18 protein-coding genes are annotated in these 17,813 nt (G+C 70.8%); 9 read left to right on the top strand and 9 right to left on the bottom strand.

All coding sequences use genetic code 11. From position 1 onward, the window contains the following. The 4 genes from nhaA to D3105_RS35455 all read left to right on the top strand — a co-directional run. On the top strand, positions 1-1,396 hold a 1,396-nt coding region (gene nhaA / locus D3105_RS22680), incomplete at its 5' end, for a Na+/H+ antiporter NhaA (RefSeq protein WP_240646994.1). A gap of 40 nt (positions 1,397-1,436) precedes the next feature. Further along, the gene (locus D3105_RS22675) at positions 1,437-1,976 is read left to right on the top strand and encodes a phage holin family protein (RefSeq protein ID WP_118904903.1); all 540 of its coding nucleotides are present in this window, start codon (positions 1,437-1,439) and stop codon (positions 1,974-1,976) included. After that, a complete protein-coding gene (locus D3105_RS22670) occupies positions 1,973-2,995 on the top strand; it encodes an alpha/beta fold hydrolase (protein ID WP_118904902.1) in 1,023 nt (340 codons plus the stop codon). Before D3105_RS22675 ends, D3105_RS22670 begins: the two co-directional genes overlap by 4 nt. A gap of 115 nt (positions 2,996-3,110) precedes the next feature. Then, complete coding sequence (locus D3105_RS35455; RefSeq protein ID WP_118904901.1) at positions 3,111-3,314, top strand: hypothetical protein; 204 nt, start codon at positions 3,111-3,113, stop codon at positions 3,312-3,314. A gap of 75 nt (positions 3,315-3,389) precedes the next feature. On the opposite strand, the gene D3105_RS22660 is transcribed toward D3105_RS35455, so the two are convergent. From D3105_RS22660 to nth, 3 genes are all read right to left on the bottom strand, one after another. Next, on the bottom strand, positions 3,390-4,595 hold the full coding sequence (locus tag D3105_RS22660; protein ID WP_118904900.1) for a MarP family serine protease: 1,206 nt from the start codon (positions 4,593-4,595) through the stop codon (positions 3,390-3,392). Positions 4,596-4,686: 91 nt separating this feature from the next. Continuing rightward, entirely contained in the window at positions 4,687-5,448 is a 762-nt protein-coding gene (locus tag D3105_RS22655; RefSeq protein ID WP_118904899.1) for an NUDIX hydrolase, read from the bottom strand. A 115-nt stretch (positions 5,449-5,563) separates the two neighbouring features. Beyond that, entirely contained in the window at positions 5,564-6,310 is a 747-nt protein-coding gene (nth, locus tag D3105_RS22650; RefSeq protein WP_118904905.1) for an endonuclease III, read from the bottom strand. Positions 6,311-6,860: 550 nt separating this feature from the next. Here nth and D3105_RS22645 point away from each other — a divergent pair. Continuing rightward, the gene (locus D3105_RS22645) at positions 6,861-7,535 is read left to right on the top strand and encodes a Crp/Fnr family transcriptional regulator (protein ID WP_003967450.1); all 675 of its coding nucleotides are present in this window, start codon (positions 6,861-6,863) and stop codon (positions 7,533-7,535) included. An 87-nt stretch (positions 7,536-7,622) separates the two neighbouring features. Here D3105_RS22645 and D3105_RS22640 read toward each other — a convergent pair whose 3' ends face one another. The 4 genes from D3105_RS22640 to D3105_RS22625 form a co-directional block, all read right to left on the bottom strand. After that, a complete protein-coding gene (locus D3105_RS22640; protein ID WP_118904898.1) occupies positions 7,623-8,459 on the bottom strand; it encodes an MBL fold metallo-hydrolase in 837 nt (278 codons plus the stop codon). After that, positions 8,456-9,352 (bottom strand): NUDIX hydrolase, encoded by an 897-nt coding sequence (locus D3105_RS22635; RefSeq protein WP_118904897.1) that lies wholly within the window; start codon positions 9,350-9,352, stop codon positions 8,456-8,458. Before D3105_RS22635 ends, D3105_RS22640 begins: the two co-directional genes overlap by 4 nt. A gap of 207 nt (positions 9,353-9,559) precedes the next feature. Beyond that, on the bottom strand, positions 9,560-10,030 hold the full coding sequence (locus D3105_RS22630; RefSeq protein WP_118904896.1) for a RidA family protein: 471 nt from the start codon (positions 10,028-10,030) through the stop codon (positions 9,560-9,562). Further along, a complete protein-coding gene (locus tag D3105_RS22625; protein WP_003967454.1) occupies positions 10,030-10,188 on the bottom strand; it encodes a DUF4177 domain-containing protein in 159 nt (52 codons plus the stop codon). Before D3105_RS22625 ends, D3105_RS22630 begins: the two co-directional genes overlap by 1 nt. A gap of 72 nt (positions 10,189-10,260) precedes the next feature. On the opposite strand from D3105_RS22625, the gene D3105_RS22620 reads away from it, so the two are divergent. Together D3105_RS22620 and D3105_RS22615 are read left to right on the top strand one after the other, a co-directional pair. Beyond that, on the top strand, positions 10,261-11,235 hold the full coding sequence (locus D3105_RS22620; protein ID WP_118904895.1) for an ArsA family ATPase: 975 nt from the start codon (positions 10,261-10,263) through the stop codon (positions 11,233-11,235). Then, positions 11,232-12,704: an ArsA family ATPase gene (locus D3105_RS22615; protein WP_118904894.1), complete on the top strand. Its 1,473-nt coding sequence runs from the start codon at positions 11,232-11,234 to the stop codon at positions 12,702-12,704. Before D3105_RS22620 ends, D3105_RS22615 begins: the two co-directional genes overlap by 4 nt. A 47-nt stretch (positions 12,705-12,751) precedes the next feature. On the opposite strand, the gene D3105_RS22610 is transcribed toward D3105_RS22615, so the two are convergent. Next, entirely contained in the window at positions 12,752-13,102 is a 351-nt protein-coding gene (locus D3105_RS22610) for a WhiB family transcriptional regulator (RefSeq protein WP_006126397.1), read from the bottom strand. A 606-nt stretch (positions 13,103-13,708) separates the two neighbouring features. Here D3105_RS22610 and D3105_RS22595 point away from each other — a divergent pair. After that, the gene (locus D3105_RS22595) at positions 13,709-15,958 is read left to right on the top strand and encodes a transglycosylase domain-containing protein (protein WP_118904892.1); all 2,250 of its coding nucleotides are present in this window, start codon (positions 13,709-13,711) and stop codon (positions 15,956-15,958) included. Positions 15,959-16,051: 93 nt separating this feature from the next. Here the strand turns inward: D3105_RS22595 and D3105_RS22590 are convergent, their stop codons facing one another. After that, a complete protein-coding gene (locus tag D3105_RS22590) occupies positions 16,052-16,516 on the bottom strand; it encodes a GatB/YqeY domain-containing protein (RefSeq protein ID WP_118904891.1) in 465 nt (154 codons plus the stop codon). 102 nt (positions 16,517-16,618) lie between these two features. On the opposite strand from D3105_RS22590, the gene D3105_RS22585 reads away from it, so the two are divergent. Further along, positions 16,619-17,557: a metallophosphoesterase gene (locus D3105_RS22585; RefSeq protein WP_118904890.1), complete on the top strand. Its 939-nt coding sequence runs from the start codon at positions 16,619-16,621 to the stop codon at positions 17,555-17,557. Positions 17,558-17,813 lie beyond the last annotated feature (256 nt).

Below are 17,813 nucleotides of genomic sequence, written 5' to 3'. Positions count from 1 at the left end.
GCCCACCCCCACGCCACCCCAGCGTTCCCTGCTCGGCAGGCTCTCGCTCCCCGAGCGGAACTACGTGGCGGAGGCCCTCCGTACCGAGACCGTCGGCGGCGTACTGCTGCTGGTGGCTGCGGTCGCCGCACTCGTCTGGGCCAACACCTTCGGCGGCTCGTACAAAGAGGTCAGCGGCTTCCACTTCGGCCCCGGCGCCCTCGGCCTGGACCTCTCCGTGGCGCACTGGGCGGCGGACGGACTGCTCGCGGTCTTCTTCTTCGTCGCCGGTGTCGAGCTGAAGCGCGAGCTGGTCGCGGGCGAACTCCGCGATCCGAAGGCCGCGGCCCTCCCGGTGGTGGCGGCCCTGTGCGGCATGGCCGTGCCCGCCCTCGTCTACTTCCTCACCACCGTCATCGGCGGCGGCTCGACGGACGGCTGGGCAGTCCCCACAGCCACCGACATCGCCTTCGCGCTCGCCGTCCTCGCGGTGATCGGCACCTCCCTGCCGTCCGCGCTGCGCGCCTTCCTGCTGACCCTGGCCGTCGTCGACGACCTCTTCGCGATCCTGATCATCGCGGTCTTCTTCACCTCGGACCTGAACTTCCTGGCCCTCGCCGGGGCCGTCCTCGGCCTCGTCGTCTTCCATCTCCTCCTGCGTTTCGAGGTCCGGGGCTGGTACGTCTACGTCCCGCTCGCCCTGGTCATCTGGGGCCTGATGTACAACAGCGGCGTCCACGCCACCATCGCCGGTGTCGCCATGGGCCTGATGCTGCGCTGCAGCCGGCGCGAGGGCGAGCAGCACTCCCCCGGCGAGCACATCGAGCACCTCGTCCGCCCCCTGTCGGCCGGAATCGCCGTCCCGCTGTTCGCCCTGTTCTCGGCGGGGGTCTCGGTGAACGGCGAGGCGCTGGCCGGTGTCTTCACCCGACCCGAGACGCTCGGTGTCGTCCTCGGTCTCGTCGTCGGTAAGACCGTCGGCATCTTCGGCGGCACCTATCTGGCCGCCCGCTTCACCAAGGCGGAGCTGAACAAGGACCTGGCCTGGGCCGACGTCCTGGCGCTCGCCTCTCTCGCCGGCATCGGCTTCACCGTCTCGCTGCTCATCGGGGAACTGGCCTTCGAGGGCGATCCGGAAATGGTCAACGAGATCAAGGCCGCCGTCCTGATCGGGTCTCTGACCGCGGCCCTGCTCGCCTGCGTGCTGCTCAAGCTCCGGGTTCGCAAGTACAAGGAGCTGTACGAGGCCGAGGAGCTGGACGAGGACGAATCCGGGGTACCGGATGTCTACGAGCAGGATGATCCGGAATATCACCTGCGGATGGCCGCCATTTACGAGCGAAAGGCGGCCGAACACCGCCGTCTCGCGGAAGAGCGGGCGGGGGCAGCGAGCGACAAGCCGAACAGTCCGGCATGATCTGACATCGGATGTGTCGAAGACGGAGAGGGAGTCAGGGATGAGCGACCCCGGCAACTACGCGGGCAGCACGGACCGCAGCATCGGGCAGCTGGTCGCCTCGGCGACGGCCGAGATGTCCGCGCTGGTGCACGACGAGATCGCCCTGGCCAAGGCGGAGGTCCGGCAGGACGTCAAGCGCGGGGCGATCGGCAGCGGGGCGTTCATCGCCGCGGGCGTGCTGCTGCTGTTCACGATGCCGATGCTGAGCTTCGCGGCCGCGTACGGGATCCACAACCTGGGCCTGGGCCTGGCATGGTCCTTCCTGATCGTGGCCGGCGCCTTCATCCTGCTGGCCGCGCTGATCGCCTTCATCGGTCTGCGGAAGTTCAAGAAGATCAAGCCGCCGGAGAAGTCCATCGCCTCCGCCAAGCAGACCGCCGCCGTCCTGCAGAAGGCCAAGCCGCATCCGCGCCCGTCGATCGAGGCCGCCGCGATCATCGAACGCTCCGCCGTCTCCGGCAGTTCGCTGTCGAAGACGAGCATCGAGGGCGGCTCCGGTCAGAACAAGGCCGACGCTGTGGCACGCTCGTCCACATGACCGTTCCCGATTCCAGCGCATTCGGCCCGACGGGTCCCGCGGACCCGGAGGGTCCGGCCGCCCCGTCCGCCCCGGCTCCGGGCCCCTCGGGGCGGGTCGCGGCCGGGGGGCCGGTGCGGCTCGACGGCCCCTGGACCCACCGCGACGTGGCGGCCAACGGTGCGCGCTTCCACATCGCCGAGCTGGGCGAGGGGCCGCTGGTGCTCCTGCTGCACGGCTTCCCGCAGTTCTGGTGGACCTGGCGTCACCAGATGACCGCGCTCGCCGACGCCGGCTTCCGGGCGGTCGCGATGGACCTGCGCGGGGTGGGCGGCAGCGACCGTACGCCGCGCGGTTACGACCCCGCCAACCTGGCCCTCGACGTCACCGGCGTGATCCGCTCCCTCGGTGAGCCCGACGCGGCCCTGGTCGGCCACGACCTCGGCGGGTACCTCGCCTGGACGGCCGCCGTGATGCGGCCCAAACTGGTCCGCCGGCTCGTCGTCTCCTCGATGCCGCACCCGCGCCGCTGGCGCTCCTCGATGCTGTCGGACTTCGCCCAGTCGCGGGCCGGTTCGTACGTCTGGGGCTTCCAGCGTCCGTGGCTGCCGGAGCGTCAGCTCCTCGCGGACGACGCCGCCCTGGTGGGGAACCTCATCCAGGACTGGGCGGGCCCCCGCACCCCGGAGTTCCCCGACGAGGAGACCCTGGACGTCTACCGGCGGGCCATGAGCATCCCCTCGACCGCCCACTGCTCGATCGAGCCGTACCGCTGGATGGTGCGGTCGATGGCGCGTCCCGACGGGATCCAGTTCAACCGGCGGATGAAGCGCCCGGTCCGGGTGCCCACGCTGCACCTGCACGGGTCGCTCGATCCGGCGGTCCGCACCCGCAGTTCGGCCGGGTCCGGCGAGTACGTCGAGGCGCCCTACCGGTGGCGACTTTTCGACGGTGTCGGGCACTTCCCGCACGAGGAGGATCCGATCGGCTTCTCCACCGAACTCATCAACTGGCTCCAGGACCCCGAGCCCGACCGGTAGCCTCCGGCCCCGCCCTGGCACAGGTGTCCGACGAACAGCCAATTGCCTGCCGCATAGGCCAATTGGCTGACTCGCGCACGATTACCGACCTTGGGTCACGGGCAGACGTCGGGGTATGGGCTGGACGCACGACTTCACTGACGAAGCACGCAACCGCCGCTCCACCGTCTCATCCGGTGTGAGCACTCATGAGGGGGGCGGCCCTCGCGGCCGGGTGCACCAAGTGCATGACCTTCACCGTTCCCGTCTCGGGATTTCCCGCATCCTCCGCCGTCGGGCCCGCTGGGTCTCGGCACGCCTCCGCCACCCCCGTAACTGACCCCCGCCAAAGGCCCCCGGGGGCTGAAGAGCTCCCCGGGGCCCGTCCGGACCGTCTGCGGGGCCCGAAGGCGTTCTAGAGGGCGCAGCCCTGGCTGTCGACCTGCTGGTTGGCGGCGCGGCCGATCTCGATGTCCTCGCGGATCTCGTCCGCCGTCAGCGCGTAGCCGGTGTCCGGGTCGTCGAGCGACTTGGCGAACACCACTCCGTACACCTTTCCGTCCGGAGTGAGCAGCGGTCCGCCCGAGTTGCCCTGGCGCACCGTCGCGAAGAGCGAGTACACATCGCGGCGCACCGTGCCCCGGTGGTAGATGTCCGGGCCGTCGGCGTTGATCCGGGCGCGGACGCGGGCCGAGCGCACGTCGTACGCGCCGTTCTCGGGGAAGCCCGCGACGATCGCGCTGTCGCCGGTCTCCGCGTCGTCGTCCGGGCCGGTGAACTGCAGCGGCCTGGCCTGGAGATCGGGGACGTCCAGGACCGCGATGTCGCGCTGCCAGTCGTAGAGGACGACCTTCGCGTCGTACAGCCGGCCCTCGCCGCCGATCTGGACGGTGGGCTCGTCCACGCCGCCGACCACGTGGGCGTTGGTCATCACCCGGCGCTCGGCGAAGACGAAGCCGGTCCCTTCGAGGACCTTGCCGCAGCTCGGGGCCGTCCCCACGACCTTGACGATCGACTTCTTGGCGCGGGCGGCCACCGGGCTGCCCACGAGGGCCGGGTCCGGGGCCTTCACCTCGGTGATCGGCTCGTTGGCGAACGGGCTGAAGACCTGCGGGAAGCCGTTCTGCGCGAGGACGGAGGAGAAGTCCTGGAACCAGCTGGGCGCCTGGTTCGGCATCACCCGGTCGACGCCGAGCAGCACCGAGGAGGTGCGGACCTCCTTGCCGAGGGTCGGCAGCGAGGTGCCCGCCAGCAGCAGGCCGATCATCCAGGCCACCAGCAGCATGGCCACCACGTTGACCAGGGCGCCGCCGGTGGCGTCCAGGGCGCGCGCGGGCGACCAGGTGATGTACCGGCGGAGTTTGTTGCCCAGATGGGTGGTGAAGGCCTGGCCGATCGAGGCGCAGATGATCACGACGACGACCGCGCCGATGGCGACCGCCGTGGAGACCTCGGCGTCCTCGGTCACCCGGTCCCAGATGACCGGCAGCAGATAGACGGCGACGAGGCCGCCCCCGAGGAAGCCGATCACCGACAGGATGCCGACGACGAAACCCTGGCGATAGCCGATGACCGCGAACCACACGGCAGCCAGCAGCAGCAGGATGTCCAGCACGTTCACCGTCTGTAGCCTCGCAGTTTCGTCACCTGGCCCGTCGGTGGTGACGGGGTCCGGGCCGGGCCCGGAACAGCGCAGCAGAACAGCCAGCGTGTCATGCGCGCCAGTCGAGCGGCACCTGTCTGGTCCTGTCCCAGGGGCGTTCCCATCCCGCGTAGTGCACAATCCGGTCGATCACTCCGGCCGTGAATCCCCAGACCAGGGCCGATTCGACCAGGAATGCCGGGCCGCTGTGCCCACTCGGATGGACGGCCGTCGCCCGGTTCTCGGGATCCGTGAGATCCGCCACGGGGACCGTGAAGACCCGGGCCGTCTCGGCCGGATCGACCACCCCGACCGGGCTGGGCGCCCGCCACCAGCCGAGCACGGGCGTCACGACGAAGCTGCTGACCGGGATGTAGAGCCGGGGCAGCACACCGAAGAGCTGGACGCCCCGGGGATCGAGCCCGGTCTCCTCCTCGGCCTCGCGCAGAGCCGCCCGCAGGGGCCCGGTGGTGGCCTGATCGCCGTCCTCGGGATCCAGCGCGCCCCCGGGGAAGGACGGCTGCCCGGCGTGGGAGCGCAGCGTCCCGGCCCGCTCCATGAGCAGCAACTCGGGTCCGCGCTCCCCCTCGCCGAACAGGATCAGAACGGCGGACTGCCGGCCCGCCCCGCTCTCGGGCGGCAGGAAACGGCTGAGCTGGTGCGGCCGGACGCTGCGCGCGGCACCGGCGACGGGGTCGAGCCAGGCGGGCAGGCCGTCGGTGGTGACGTCGACGGCCATGCCGGGAACACGGCTGACGGCGCCATGACCCGGCGGGCTCTCGGCGGGGCCGTTCCCGGCCTGCGCCGTGCTGTGTGTATGCGTGTGCGTCATAGGCACCCCCGTCGATTCACAACGCGTGTCGTCGGCCATTTCGTTCCGAACCGCTCCGTCCCGGGGAAGGAATCCGCCCTGAGGGTGAACCTGAGCCATCGAACAACCCGAGGGTTCACCCGTCCCCCAGCGCGGGCGCGGGCTTGCCCGGGTAGTCGGCGGGCGGGCTGAGCCGCTGCCCCGGATAGCCGCCCATCTCGTACTTCAGGAGCTTCCTGGCCTTCTCCGGGTCGGTCTCGCCCTCCCCGTACGACGGACAGAGCGGGGCGATGGGGCAGGCCCCGCAGGCGGGTTTGCGGGCGTGGCAGATCCGGCGGCCGTGGAACACGACGCGGTGCGAGAGCATCGTCCACTCGCTCTTGGGGAAGATCCCGGCGACGACCGCCTCGACCTTCACCGGGTCCTCCTCGTCCGTCCACTTCCAGCGCCGCACCAGGCGCCCGAAGTGTGTGTCGACGGTGATTCCCGGGACTCCGAAGGCATTGCCGAGAACGACGTTGGCGGTCTTGCGTCCGACACCGGGCAGCTTGACGAGATCCTCCAGACGCCCCGGGACCTCGCCGCCGAACTCGTCCCGGAGTGCCGCCGACAGGCCGAGCAGCGACTTCGTCTTCGCCCGGAAGAACCCGGTCGGCCGGATGATCTCCTCCATCTCCTCCGGCACTGCCGCCGCCATGTCCTCGGGCGTGGGGTACGCGGCGAAGAGCGCGGGTGTCGTCTGGTTGACCCTCAGGTCGGTCGTCTGGGCGGAGAGGACCGTGGCCACGAGGAGCTCGAAGGGATTGCGGAAGTCCAGCTCGGGGTGGGCGTACGGATAGACCTCGGCGAGCTCGCGGTTGATCCGGCGCGCCCGGCGGACCATCGCGAGATGCGACTCGGCCTTCGGTGCCTTGCTCGGGGCCGCCGCCTTGGCCCCGGTGGCCGCCTTGCGCGAGGCTGCCTTGCTCGGGGCCGCCGCCTTGGCTTCGGTGGCCGCCTTCGCTTTCTTTCCGGTCGTGCCGGGCGACTTCTTTCCCGTCGTGCCGGGCGTTGACGATGACACTGCGGACCTCCTGGCCGACTTCCCGAACGTCTTCCCCGGCCCTCCGGGGGAACCGTGCGCGTCTCCGAGGGAGCCATTCGCGGCACTCTCCGGACTCGGCCGGGGTTGTTCGCCCACAGCGGAATCGCTGCCCTTCACCACCCCGTCAGCCCCCTTGGCCTGCGCTGTCCCCGGCGATCCGGACACCCGGCCAGCCTAGGGCCAGGCACCGACAACCACCCTTGCCACGGCGTATCCGCCCCCTTTCGGCCCCCTGCCGTAGGGTCCGGCACGCCCGTGCGTCAAACTGGTTTGTGATTGATCGCACTGTTTTACCGTCCGGCATGATGGGGACCACGGTTCCCTGGACAGGCCGACAAGGAGAGAACTCGTGGACGACGTTCTGCGGCGCGCCCCGCTTTTCGCGGCGCTCGATGACGAGCAGGCCGCGGAGCTCCGCGCCTCGATGAGTGAGGTGACCCTCGCGCGCGGAGACGCGCTGTTCCACGAGGGCGACCAGGGTGACCGCCTGTACGTGGTCACCGAGGGCAAGGTGAAGCTCCACCGCACCTCGCCCGACGGGCGCGAGAACATGCTGGCCGTGCTCGGCCCCGGCGAGCTGATCGGGGAGCTGTCGCTCTTCGACCCGGGCCCGCGTACGGCGACCGCCTCCGCACTGACCGAGGTCAAGCTCCTCGGCCTCGGCCACGGCGACCTGCAGCCCTGGCTGAACGCCCGGCCCGAGGTGGCCACCGCGCTGCTGCGCGCGGTCGCCCGGCGGCTGCGCAAGACCAACGACCAGATGTCCGACCTGGTCTTCTCCGATGTGCCGGGCCGTGTCGCCCGCGCCCTCCTGGACCTGTCGCGCCGCTTCGGCGTCCAGTCCGAGGAAGGCATCCACGTCGTGCACGACCTCACCCAGGAGGAGCTGGCCCAACTGGTCGGCGCCTCCCGCGAGACGGTCAACAAGGCGCTCGCGGACTTCGCGGGCCGGGGCTGGCTGCGCCTGGAGGCCCGCGCGGTCATCCTGCTGGACGTCGAGCGGCTCGCGAAGCGTTCGCGCTGAGACGAGCCCACGGGGCGCCCCGCCGGCTCCCCGAAGCTGATCCAGGGCCCCGGTGCTGATCCGGGGCCCTCGGCGCTGGTCCGGGGCTCAGCCCTGGATCAGCCCGTGCTCGGTCAGGTATTCCAGCTGCGCCCGCACGGACAGCTCGGCGGCCGGCCACAGGGAGCGGTCCACGCCGGCGTAGACCGCCGCCACCACGTCCGACGGCGTACGGTGCCCGGCCTCCACTGCAGTCTCCACCTGGGCGAGCCGGTGGGCGCGGTGGGCCAGGTAGAACTCCACCGCCCCCTGCGCGTCCTCCAGCACCGGCCCGTGGCCCGGCAGCACCGTGTGGACGCCGTCGTCCACCGTCAGCGACCGCAGCCGCCGCAGCGAGTCCAGGTAGTCGCCGAGCCGCCCGTCCGGGTGCGCGACCACCGTCGTGCCGCGGCCCAGGATCGTGTCGCCCGTCAGCACCGCCCGGTCGGCGGGCAGATGGAACGAGAGCGAGTCCGCGGTGTGCCCCGGCGTCGGCACCACGCGCAGCTCCAGGCCGCCGGTGGTGATCACGTCGCCCGCCGCGAGGCCCTCGTCGCCCAGCCGCAGCGCCGCGTCCAGGGCCCTTACCTTCGTCCCCGTCAGCTCCGCGAAGCGGCCCGCGCCCTCCGCGTGGTCGGGGTGCCCATGGGTGAGCAGCGTGAGGCCCACGCGCCGCCCGGACCGCTCCACCGCCTCGATCACGGCCCGCAGGTGTACGTCGTCGAGCGGCCCGGGATCGATGACGACCGCGAGGCTGGAGTCGGGCTCGGCCACGATCCAGGTGTTCGTCCCGTCGAGCGTCATCGCGGACGGGTTGGGCGCGAGGACGTTGACCGTACGGGCGGTCGCGGGGCCGGAGACCACGGTTCCGCGCGGCTGTCCGGGCAGGGCGGCTGCGTCGGTCATGCGGCACCGCCTCCCCCGCCCGCCGTCGGCACGTGTTTGGTGAACTCGTCGTGTCCCGGCCAGGTCAGTACCAGCTCGTCGCCCTCCAGCCGGGCCTGCGCGAGGACCGGGGCCATGTCCTGCACGTCGGCGGCCTCCAGGGCCTCCGCGGCCGTCCTGTACGGCGCGAGGGCCCGCAGCGTGGTCACGGTCGGCGGCATCATCAGCAGTTCGCCCGCGTCGTAGCGGCGGGCGGCCTCCGTCGGAGCGATCCACACCGTACGGTCGGCCTCGGTGGAGACGTCCCGGGTGCGCTGCCCCTCCGGGAGCGCGGCGACGAAGAACCAGGTGTCGTAGCGGCGCGGTTCGAACTCCGGGGTGATCCAGCGCGCCCAGGCGCCCAGCAGGTCCGAGCGCAGCACCAGGCCGCGCCGGTCCAGGAACTCCGCGAAGGACAGGTCCCGGGCGACCAGAGCCTCCCGGTCGGCCTCCCAGTCGTCCCCGGTCGTGTCGCCGACCACGGTCGTCGCGGTCGGCCCGGCGAGCAGGACGCCCGCCTCCTCGAACGTCTCGCGCACCGCCGCGCAGACGACGGCCTGCGCCTCGGTGACCGTCGCCACGCCGAGCCGGTCGGCCCACTGCTCCAACGGGGGCCCGGCCCACCCGATCAGCCGGTCGTCGTCGCGCGGATCGACTCCGCCACCCGGATAGGCGTACGCGCCTCCGGCGAACGCCATCGACGTACGGCGGCGCAGCATGTGCACGACGGGTCCCGGCGTCGGCGCCTGGGGCCCGCGGTCGCGGAGCAGCATCACCGTGGCCGCCCGCCGGGGCGTCACGGCCGTCAGCTCACCGGCGGCGAGGGCCCGGATCCGTTCGGGCCATTCCGGGGGGTACCACTGACCTTGGGACATGGCCGGAGGCTATCCGGAACCGCGCCGATGTTCGAGAGGCTCCCTGATGGTCACGGCGACCCGACATGCGCCGTACACGCCCGCCATGACCCGTACACACGCGATCCGCCCGTCGCGGCACCCGTACACACGCGATCCCGCCCGGTCGCGGGGACCGGGCGGGATCGGAGACGTACGAGAAGTGCGAGAAACGTACGGGAAGGGTCCTCAGCCCTCGACGAGCTCCACCTGGACCTCGACCTCGACCGGTGCGTCCAGCGGCAGCACGGCGACGCCCACGGCGCTGCGCGCGTGCACGCCCTTGTCGCCGAGGACCGCGCCCAGCAGCTCGCTGGCGCCGTTGATCACGGCGGGCTGGCCGGTGAAGTCGGAGGCCGAGGCGACGAAGCCGACGACCTTCACGACGCGCTTGATCCGGTCCAGGTCACCGGCGACCGACTTCACGGCGGCGAGCGCGTTGAGCGCGCAGGTCTTCGCGAGCTCCTTCGCCTCGTCCGGCGTGACCTCGGCGCCGACCTTGCCGGTGACGGCGAGCTTGCCGTCCACCATCGGCAGCTGGCCCGAGGTGTACACGTACACCCCGGACTGCACGGCCGGCTGGTACGAGGCCAGCGGCGGCACGACGGCGGGCAGCGTCAGGCCCAGCTCGGCGAGGCGCGATTCGACGGCGCCCGCCACTACGCCTTCTCCCGCTTCAGGTAGGCCACGAGCTGCTCGGGGTTGTTCGGGCCGGGAACGACCTGGACCAGCTCCCAGCCGTCCTCGCCCCAGGTGTCCAGAATCTGCTTGGTCGCGTGCACGAGAAGGGGCACGGTCGCGTATTCCCACTTGGTCATGGGCCCGACTGTAACGCCTGGCACGTACGGTCCCGTGCGTAGGCCGGGGCAGGACTGGTTAGGCTCGAATACGTGAGCAGGTTCCAGGTCGTCAGCGGCAAGGGTGGTACCGGTAAGACCACGGTGGCCGCCGCCCTCGCGCTCGCCCTCGCGACCGAGGGCAGGCGCACCCTCCTCGTCGAGGTCGAGGGCAGGCAGGGCATCGCCCAGCTCTTCGGTTCCGACGCGCTCCCCTACGAGGAGCGCAGGATCGCCGTCGCGCCGGGCGGCGGCGAGGTGTACGCGCTGGCGATCGACGCCGAGCGCGCCCTCCTCGACTACCTCCAGATGTTCTACAAGCTCGGCAGCGCCGGCCGCGCTCTGAAGAAGCTCGGCGCGATCGACTTCGCCACCACCATCGCGCCCGGCGTCCGGGACGTCCTGCTCACCGGCAAGGCGTGCGAAGCCGTACGCCGCAAGGACAGGCAGGGCCGGTTCGTCTACGACCACGTGATCATGGACGCCCCGCCGACCGGCCGGATCACCCGCTTCCTGAACGTCAACGACGAGGTGGCCGGGCTGGCGAAGATCGGCCCGATACACAACCAGGCCCAGGCCGTGATGCGGGTCCTGAAATCCCCGCAGACCGCGGTCCACCTGGTGACCCTCCTGGAGGAGATGCCGGTCCAGGAGACCGCGGACGGCATCGCCGAGCTGCGCGCCGCCGAACTGCCCGTGGGCAGCGTCTTCGTGAACATGGTCCGCCCGCATCTGCTGGACGAGGACGCCCTGCGCACCGCCGCGGGCGGCCGCCGCAAAGAGATCGCCAAGGCGCTGACCCGGGCCGGGGTGAGCGGTTCCGCCGCCCTCGTACGTCCCCTGGTCGCGCAGGCGGCCGAGCACGCGGAGCGGGTCGGACTGGAGCGGGAGCAGCGCGCGGTGCTGGCCGGTCTCGGCCTGCCGACGGCGGAGCTGCCGCTGATGGGCGACGGGGTGGACCTCGCCGCGCTGCACGACCTGGCCACGGAGCTCCGTAAGCAGGGCGCGGGGGAAGAGGGGGACGCATGAGCGCGGCCACAGCTGGTACGCCTTCGACCACGGTGGCCGAAGGCGGGCCGGACACGGACGCCGTGGCCGAAGCGGGGCTGGACACGGACGCGCTGCTGGACGACCCGGACATCCGGATCGTCGTCTGCTGCGGCTCCGGCGGGGTGGGCAAGACCACGACCGCCGCGGCCCTCGGCGTCCGGGCGGCCGAGCGCGGCCGGAAGGTCGTCGTCCTGACCATCGACCCGGCCCGCCGGCTCGCCCAGTCCATGGGCATCGACCAGCTGGACAACGTGCCCCGCCGGGTCGACGGCATCGACGGCGACGGCGAACTGCACGCCATGATGCTCGACATGAAGCGGACCTTCGACGAGACCGTCGAGGCGCACGCGGACACCGAGCGGGCGAAGGCCATCCTGGAGAACCCCTTCTACCAGTCCCTGTCGGCCGGGTTCGCCGGTACACAGGAGTACATGGCGATGGAGAAGCTCGGGCAGCTGCGTGCGCGCGAGGAGTGGGACCTGATCATCGTCGACACCCCGCCCTCGCGCTCCGCCCTGGACTTCCTGGACGCGCCGAAGCGGCTCGGGTCGTTCCTCGACGGGAAGTTCATCCGGCTGCTGATGGCGCCCGCGAAGGTGGGCGGCCGGGCCGGGATGAAGTTCCTCAACGTCGGCATGTCGATGATGAGCGGCACGCTGGGCAAGCTGCTCGGGGGTCAGTTCCTGCGGGACGTCCAGACGTTCGTCGCCGCCATGGACACCATGTTCGGCGGCTTCCGCAGCCGTGCGGACGCCACGTACAAGCTGCTCCAGGCGCCCGGCACGGCCTTCCTCGTGGTCGCGACGCCGGAGCAGGACGCGCTGCGCGAGGCCGCCTACTTCGTGGAACGGCTGGCCGCCGAGGACATGCCGCTGGCCGGTCTGGTCCTCAACCGCGTGCACGGCAGCGAGGCTTCGCGGCTCTCCGCGGAGCAGGCGCTGACCGCCGCAGAAAATCTTGACGACGCCCGCATTGTGGATCAGAGGGCCGGGAAAGCTGGCCTTGGTGACCGGGTAGCCCCCGACCCGGCGGTCACCGCTTCCGGAACGACCGAGCCGCCCCTCTCCCCCGAGGCCGGGCAGGCGTCCGGTCCGCAGACCTCAGCCGAGCACCAGGACACGACGGAGAACGAACCGCCCCACGAGAACATCGCGCACGCCGCGACCGCCCCTGAGGGCGACACCGTCGACGCACTGGACACCGCCGACGCGATCGACGTCATCAGCATCGAGGAACTGACGGCGGGTCTGCTGCGCCTGCACGCCGAGCGCATGCAGGTCGTCGCCCGCGAGAACCGCACCCGCGACCGTTTCACCGTGCTCCACCCGGAGGTGCCGGTGACGGCCGTGGAGGCGCTGCCCGGCGACGTACACGACCTGGACGGCCTCCGGGCCATCGGCGACCGGCTGGCGGACGGTTCCGCCCCGGCCCCTGCCGGAGCGGCGTAGAGCCGGCACGGCGTAGAGCCGACGCGCCGCACGGCTTGGCCGGAGCGCTATCCCACCGCGGCGTACGTCTCGTGCAGCTCCTCGTCCTCCAGCCCGATGACTCCGGGCAGGATGCCGGTGGACCGCTCGTACTCGCTGCGCGCGGTCTCCAGCAGTCGGCGCCAGGACGTGACGGTCGGCCGGCGGCGCAGCAGCGCGCGGCGCTCCCGCTCCGTCATTCCGCCCCACACGCCGAATTCGACGCGATTGTCCAGCGCATCGGCCAGGCACTCGGTCCGCACCGGGCATCCGGTGCACACCGCCTTGGCTCTGTTCTGCGCTGCCCCTTGTACGAACAGTTCATCCGGATCGGTAGTGCGGCAGGCTGCCTGCGCACTCCAGTCGGTTACCCAGCCCATGCCGGCGCCGTCCTCTCCCGAATCGAGGCTCCCCCACGGCGGTAGCGGCATATTCACCGCTGCCAGTTGAGGACGTTACGGAAGGTGGGGACAGCACAACACCCCCTTCGGGCCCAATCTTGAATGGTCCGAACGGACTATGCGTATGCGGCAGATCACCCAGGGGAGTGAGCCGAGGACATACGCGACTATCGCCATGAAAAAGGGATAGTGCACTCAAGTTGCAACGGACTTCTCGCGACAAACGGGGCGAATTCGGGAGCGCCTCGCTGGGTGCGTGAAGGGCGGTGCGGTGGCACATCGACCGGGCGAAGAATGACCAGAAGATGCGCATGGGGCGGCAGGGGGCTTGATACGGAACCGGACTGCTGTGACAGTTGAGAGCAGCTTAGGCCAACGCCTGCCCGTCTGTCCGGCGAATGGGAACGTAGGCTCTCTGCGCCCGCGCCCGTGTTTCCGAGCGCGCCCACGCGACGACGGCGTGCTGCGTCTCCGAGACGGTGAGCCGCGTTCCGCCCCACCCGGATGTCACGGTCTGGTACGGGAACGCTCCGAGAGCCCCCTGCTCCTGCGACACGTTCATCACTACGGATTAGGCTGCCCCCTATGCCAAAGAAGCGCTCGGGCGGCGGTCTCACCACGACTCAGCAGGCCGCCAAGTTCGTCGGTGTCGCCGCGCTCTCCGGAGCTGTCCTGGCAGGCATCGCGCTGCCCGCAGCCGGAGCGCTGGGGCTCGCCGCCAAGGGGACGGTCGAAGGATTCGACGAGATCCCCTCCAACCTCAAGACGCCGCCGCTCAGTCAGCGGACCACGATCCAGGACCGCGACGGCGGCACCATCGCCACGGTGTACTCCCGCGACCGCACGGTCGTCCCGCTCAAGGACATCTCGCCGTACATGCAGGACGCGATCATCGCGATCGAGGACTCCCGCTTCTACGAGCACGGCGCGGTCGACCTCAAGGGCATCCTGCGCGCGATGAACCGCAACGTACAGGCGGGCGGGACCGCGCAGGGCGCGTCGACCCTCACCCAGCAGTACGTGAAGAACGTCTTCGTCGAAGAGGCGGGCGACGACCCGGAGAAGGTCGCCGAGGCCACGCAGCAGACGCTCGGCCGCAAGGTCCGCGAGCTGAAGTACGCGATCCAGGTCGAGGAGGAGCTCGGCAAGAAGAAGATCCTGGAGAACTACCTCAACATCACGTTCTTCGGGCAGCAGGCGTACGGCGTCGAGGCCGCGTCCCAGCGCTACTTCTCCAAGCACGCCAAGGACCTCAAGGTGGAGGAGGCCGCGCTGCTCGCCGGCATCGTCCAGTCGCCGAGCCGCTACGACCCGGTCAACGACACGGAGGAAGCGACCAAGCGCCGCAACACCGTGCTGGCGCGGATGGCCGCGGTCAAGAGCATCACGCAGGCCGAGGCCGACAAGGCCATGGAGACGCCCATCAAGCTGAAGGTGTCCCGGCCGAAGAACGGCTGCATCACCGCCGTCAGCGGCTCCGGCTTCTTCTGCGACTACGTACGCAAGACGATCCTCACGGACCCCGCCTTCGGCAAGACCGACGAGGAGCGGGCCAAGCTCTGGAACCTCGGCGGTCTGACCATCCGGACCACCCTGGACCCGCGCGCCCAGAAAGCGGCCAACGAGGCCGCCACCGCGAGGGTCTACAAGGACGACAAGTTCGCGGCATCCGTGGTGCAGGTCCAGCCGGGCAGCGGCAAGATCCTCTCGATGGGCCAGTCCCGCCCGTACGGCCTGGACCAGAAGCAGAACGAGACCGTCCTGAACCTCGCCGTCAGCAACAAGATGGGCGGCAGCACCTACGGCTTCCAGGTCGGCTCCACGTTCAAGCCGTTCACCGCTGCGGCGGCGCTGGAGAAGGGCATCAGCCCGGCGACGACGTTCTCCTCGGACTGGAAGATGACGCTCCAGGAGAAGGACTTCCGCAACTGCTCGGGCTCCCCCGCCGGCTACGCGCCCTGGCAGCTCCAGAACGAGCTGGAGTCCGAGAAGGGCACCTGGGACATGACGAGCGCGCTCGGCAAGTCCATCAACACCTACTTCGCGATGCTGGAGCAGAAGGCCGGCCTCTGCGAGACCGTCGAGATGGCCAAGAAGGTCGGCTACGAGCGCGGTGACGGCAAGAAGATCGTCGAGAACCCGTCGATCACCCTCGGCAGTGAGGTCAGCACGCCGCTCTCCATGGCGAACGCCTACGCCGCGTTCGCCAACCGCGGCACGTACTGCACGCCGATCGCCATCGAGTCCATCAAGGACCCGCAGGGCAAGAAGCTCGACGTACCGAAGACGTCCTGCTCGCGCGCGATGAGCGAGCGGACCGCGGACACGATCAACCAGATGCTCAAGGGCGTCGTCGAGGACGGCACCGGTACGCAGGCCGGACTCAGCGACCGGGACAACGCGGGCAAGACCGGTACGACCAACGACCGCAAGGACGCCTGGTTCGTCGGGTACACGCCGAACCTCTCCACCGCGGTGTGGGTCGGTGACGACATCGGTGAGAAGAGCTCGATGTTCAACGTCACCATCGGCGGCCGCGTCTACGACAAGGTCTGCGGCGGCTGTCTGCCCGGCCCGATCTGGCGCATCGCGATGACCGGAGCGCTGGACGCCTCCGAGACTCCCGGGTTCAACACCGTCCCCGTGCCTCGCGGCAAGGAGAAGGACGACAAGGACAAGGAAAAGGGCGACCGCGACCGGGGCCGTGACCGTGACCGCGGTGACGACGACAAGCCCGGCGACGACGGCAACCGGTTCCCCGGCATCGAGCTCCCGGAGGGCGTGATCGGCGGACCGGGCGGCGGCGGCCGGGGCGGCGGCAACGAGGGCCCCTGACCGCACGGGGCTGTAGGCGAAAAAGGGGTGGGCGCCCGGTCGAGGACCGGGCGCCCACCCCTTTCGTGCCCTGCTTCTCCGCTCGGCGATGCCTCAGCCGGCGAGGAGCTTCTTCACCGCGGCGGCGACCCGGCCGCCCTCGGCGAGCCCGGCGACCTTCGGGTTGACGATCTTCATGACGGCGCCCATCGCGCGCGGCCCCTCGGCGCCGGCGGCCTTGGCCTCCTCGACGGCGGACGCCACGATCGCGTTCAGCTCGTCGTCGGAGAGCTGCTTGGGCAGGTAGCCGTCGAGCAGCTCGCCCTCCGCCTTCTCGCGCTCGGCCTGCTCGGTCCGGCCGCCCTGGGCGAAGGCCTCGGCCGCCTCACGGCGCTTCTTCGCCTCCTTGGCGATCACCTTCTGCACTTCGTCGTCGGAGAGCTCGCGCGCCGACTTGCCGCTGACCTCTTCCTTGCTGATCGCGGTGAGGGTGAGCCGAAGGGTGGACGAGGTCAGCTCGTCACGCGCCTTCATGGCCGTGTGGAGGTCTTCCTTGAGCTTGGACTTGAGCGTGGTCATGCCGTGATTGTGACAGGTACGGGGCCGGGGCCGCCCACCGGTTTTCCCGCCGCCCTCCTCTCGCCTTTTCTCTCACCGTTCCGCTTCTGCGACGATGGGCGCATGCGCGCACGCTACGGAGTACCCCTGAAAGTCACGGCAGTCGGCGCGGCGGTCGGCGCCGCCGGACTGGCCTACGCCGCCGGGTTCGAGGCCCGCTCGTTCCGCCTGCGGCGGGTCACCGTTCCCGTACTCCCGCACGGGGCACGGCCGTTGCGCGTGCTCCAGGTCTCCGACATCCACATGGTGTGCGGTCAGCGCAAGAAGCGCGCCTGGCTCCAGTCGCTGGCGGGCCTGCGCCCCGACTTCGTGGTGAACACCGGCGACAACCTCTCCGACCCGGACGCGGTGCCCGAGGTGCTGGACGCGCTGGGCCCGCTGATGGAGTTCCCGGGCGTGTACGTCTTCGGCTCCAACGACTACTACGGACCCAAGCTCCGCAACCCGGCGCGCTACCTCCTGGAGAAGGTCCAGGGCAAGCACGGCCTCAACGGCAACGCCCCCGCGGTCGGCGTCGTCCACAATCCGTGGGAGCCGATGCGCGACGCCTTCGACGAGGCGGGCTGGCTGGACCTGTCGAACACCCGGGGCCGGCTCAAGCTGGAGGGCATGGAACTGGCGTTCACCGGCCTGGACGACCCGCACATCAAGCGGGACCGTTACGCCGAGGTCCAGGGCGGCCCGGAAACCGGCGCCGACCTCTCCATCGGCGTGGTCCACGCCCCGTACATCCGCTCCCTGGACGCCTTCACGGCCGACGGCTACCCCCTGATCCTGGCGGGCCACACGCACGGCGGCCAGCTGTGCATCCCGTTCTACGGGGCGCTGGTCACCAACTGCGACCTTGACACGGACCGGGTGAAGGGCCTGTCGAGCCACACGGTCGGGGACAAGCGGGCCTACCTCCACGTCTCCGCAGGCTGCGGCACGAACCGCTACACCCCGGTCCGCTTCGCCTGCCCGCCGGAGGCGACGCTGCTGACGCTGGTGGCGAAGGCCTGAGAGTCTGGCGGGCTGCCGGGACGGCGCGTCTCGGCGTACGCGGCAGGCGTGGGGCTCGACGTACGCGGCGGGCTGCGGGCGCGGCGGCCCGGACCGGGTGACGGCGGGTGGCCGACCCGGGTGACGGCGGGGGCGGCCGACGAATCGCGGGGGCCTTCCCACCCCCTTACGGTACGAATCATGACCGCGCCCCGGACCGCTCTGCTCCCCCACCCCCGGGCGGCAGAGGTGCTCCCGGCCCCCACCGCTTCCCGCC

Source organism: Streptomyces globisporus (assembly GCF_003501885.1).
Classification (GTDB): Bacteria; Actinomycetota; Actinomycetes; order Streptomycetales; family Streptomycetaceae; genus Streptomyces; species Streptomyces globisporus_D.
Note: the sequence above shows the minus strand (reverse complement) of the source record. Positions and strands in the feature narration are given on the sequence as shown.

Coding starts and splice junctions, on each gene's coding strand:
- D3105_RS22675 (WP_118904903.1), top strand. CDS start 1,437: ATGAGCGACCCCGGCAACTACGCGGGCAGCACGGACCGCAGCATCGGG.
- D3105_RS22670 (WP_118904902.1), top strand. CDS start 1,973: ATGACCGTTCCCGATTCCAGCGCATTCGGCCCGACGGGTCCCGCGGAC.
- D3105_RS35455 (WP_118904901.1), top strand. CDS start 3,111: ATGGGCTGGACGCACGACTTCACTGACGAAGCACGCAACCGCCGCTCC.
- D3105_RS22655 (WP_118904899.1), bottom strand. CDS start 5,448: ATGACGCACACGCATACACACAGCACGGCGCAGGCCGGGAACGGCCCC.
- nth (WP_118904905.1), bottom strand. CDS start 6,310: ATGGTCCGCCGGGCGCGCCGGATCAACCGCGAGCTCGCCGAGGTCTAT.
- D3105_RS22640 (WP_118904898.1), bottom strand. CDS start 8,459: ATGACCGACGCAGCCGCCCTGCCCGGACAGCCGCGCGGAACCGTGGTC.
- D3105_RS22635 (WP_118904897.1), bottom strand. CDS start 9,352: ATGTCCCAAGGTCAGTGGTACCCCCCGGAATGGCCCGAACGGATCCGG.
- D3105_RS22625 (WP_003967454.1), bottom strand. CDS start 10,188: ATGACCAAGTGGGAATACGCGACCGTGCCCCTTCTCGTGCACGCGACC.
- D3105_RS22615 (WP_118904894.1), top strand. CDS start 11,232: ATGAGCGCGGCCACAGCTGGTACGCCTTCGACCACGGTGGCCGAAGGC.
- D3105_RS22610 (WP_006126397.1), bottom strand. CDS start 13,102: ATGGGCTGGGTAACCGACTGGAGTGCGCAGGCAGCCTGCCGCACTACC.
- D3105_RS22595 (WP_118904892.1), top strand. CDS start 13,709: ATGCCAAAGAAGCGCTCGGGCGGCGGTCTCACCACGACTCAGCAGGCC.
- D3105_RS22590 (WP_118904891.1), bottom strand. CDS start 16,516: ATGACCACGCTCAAGTCCAAGCTCAAGGAAGACCTCCACACGGCCATG.
- D3105_RS22585 (WP_118904890.1), top strand. CDS start 16,619: ATGCGCGCACGCTACGGAGTACCCCTGAAAGTCACGGCAGTCGGCGCG.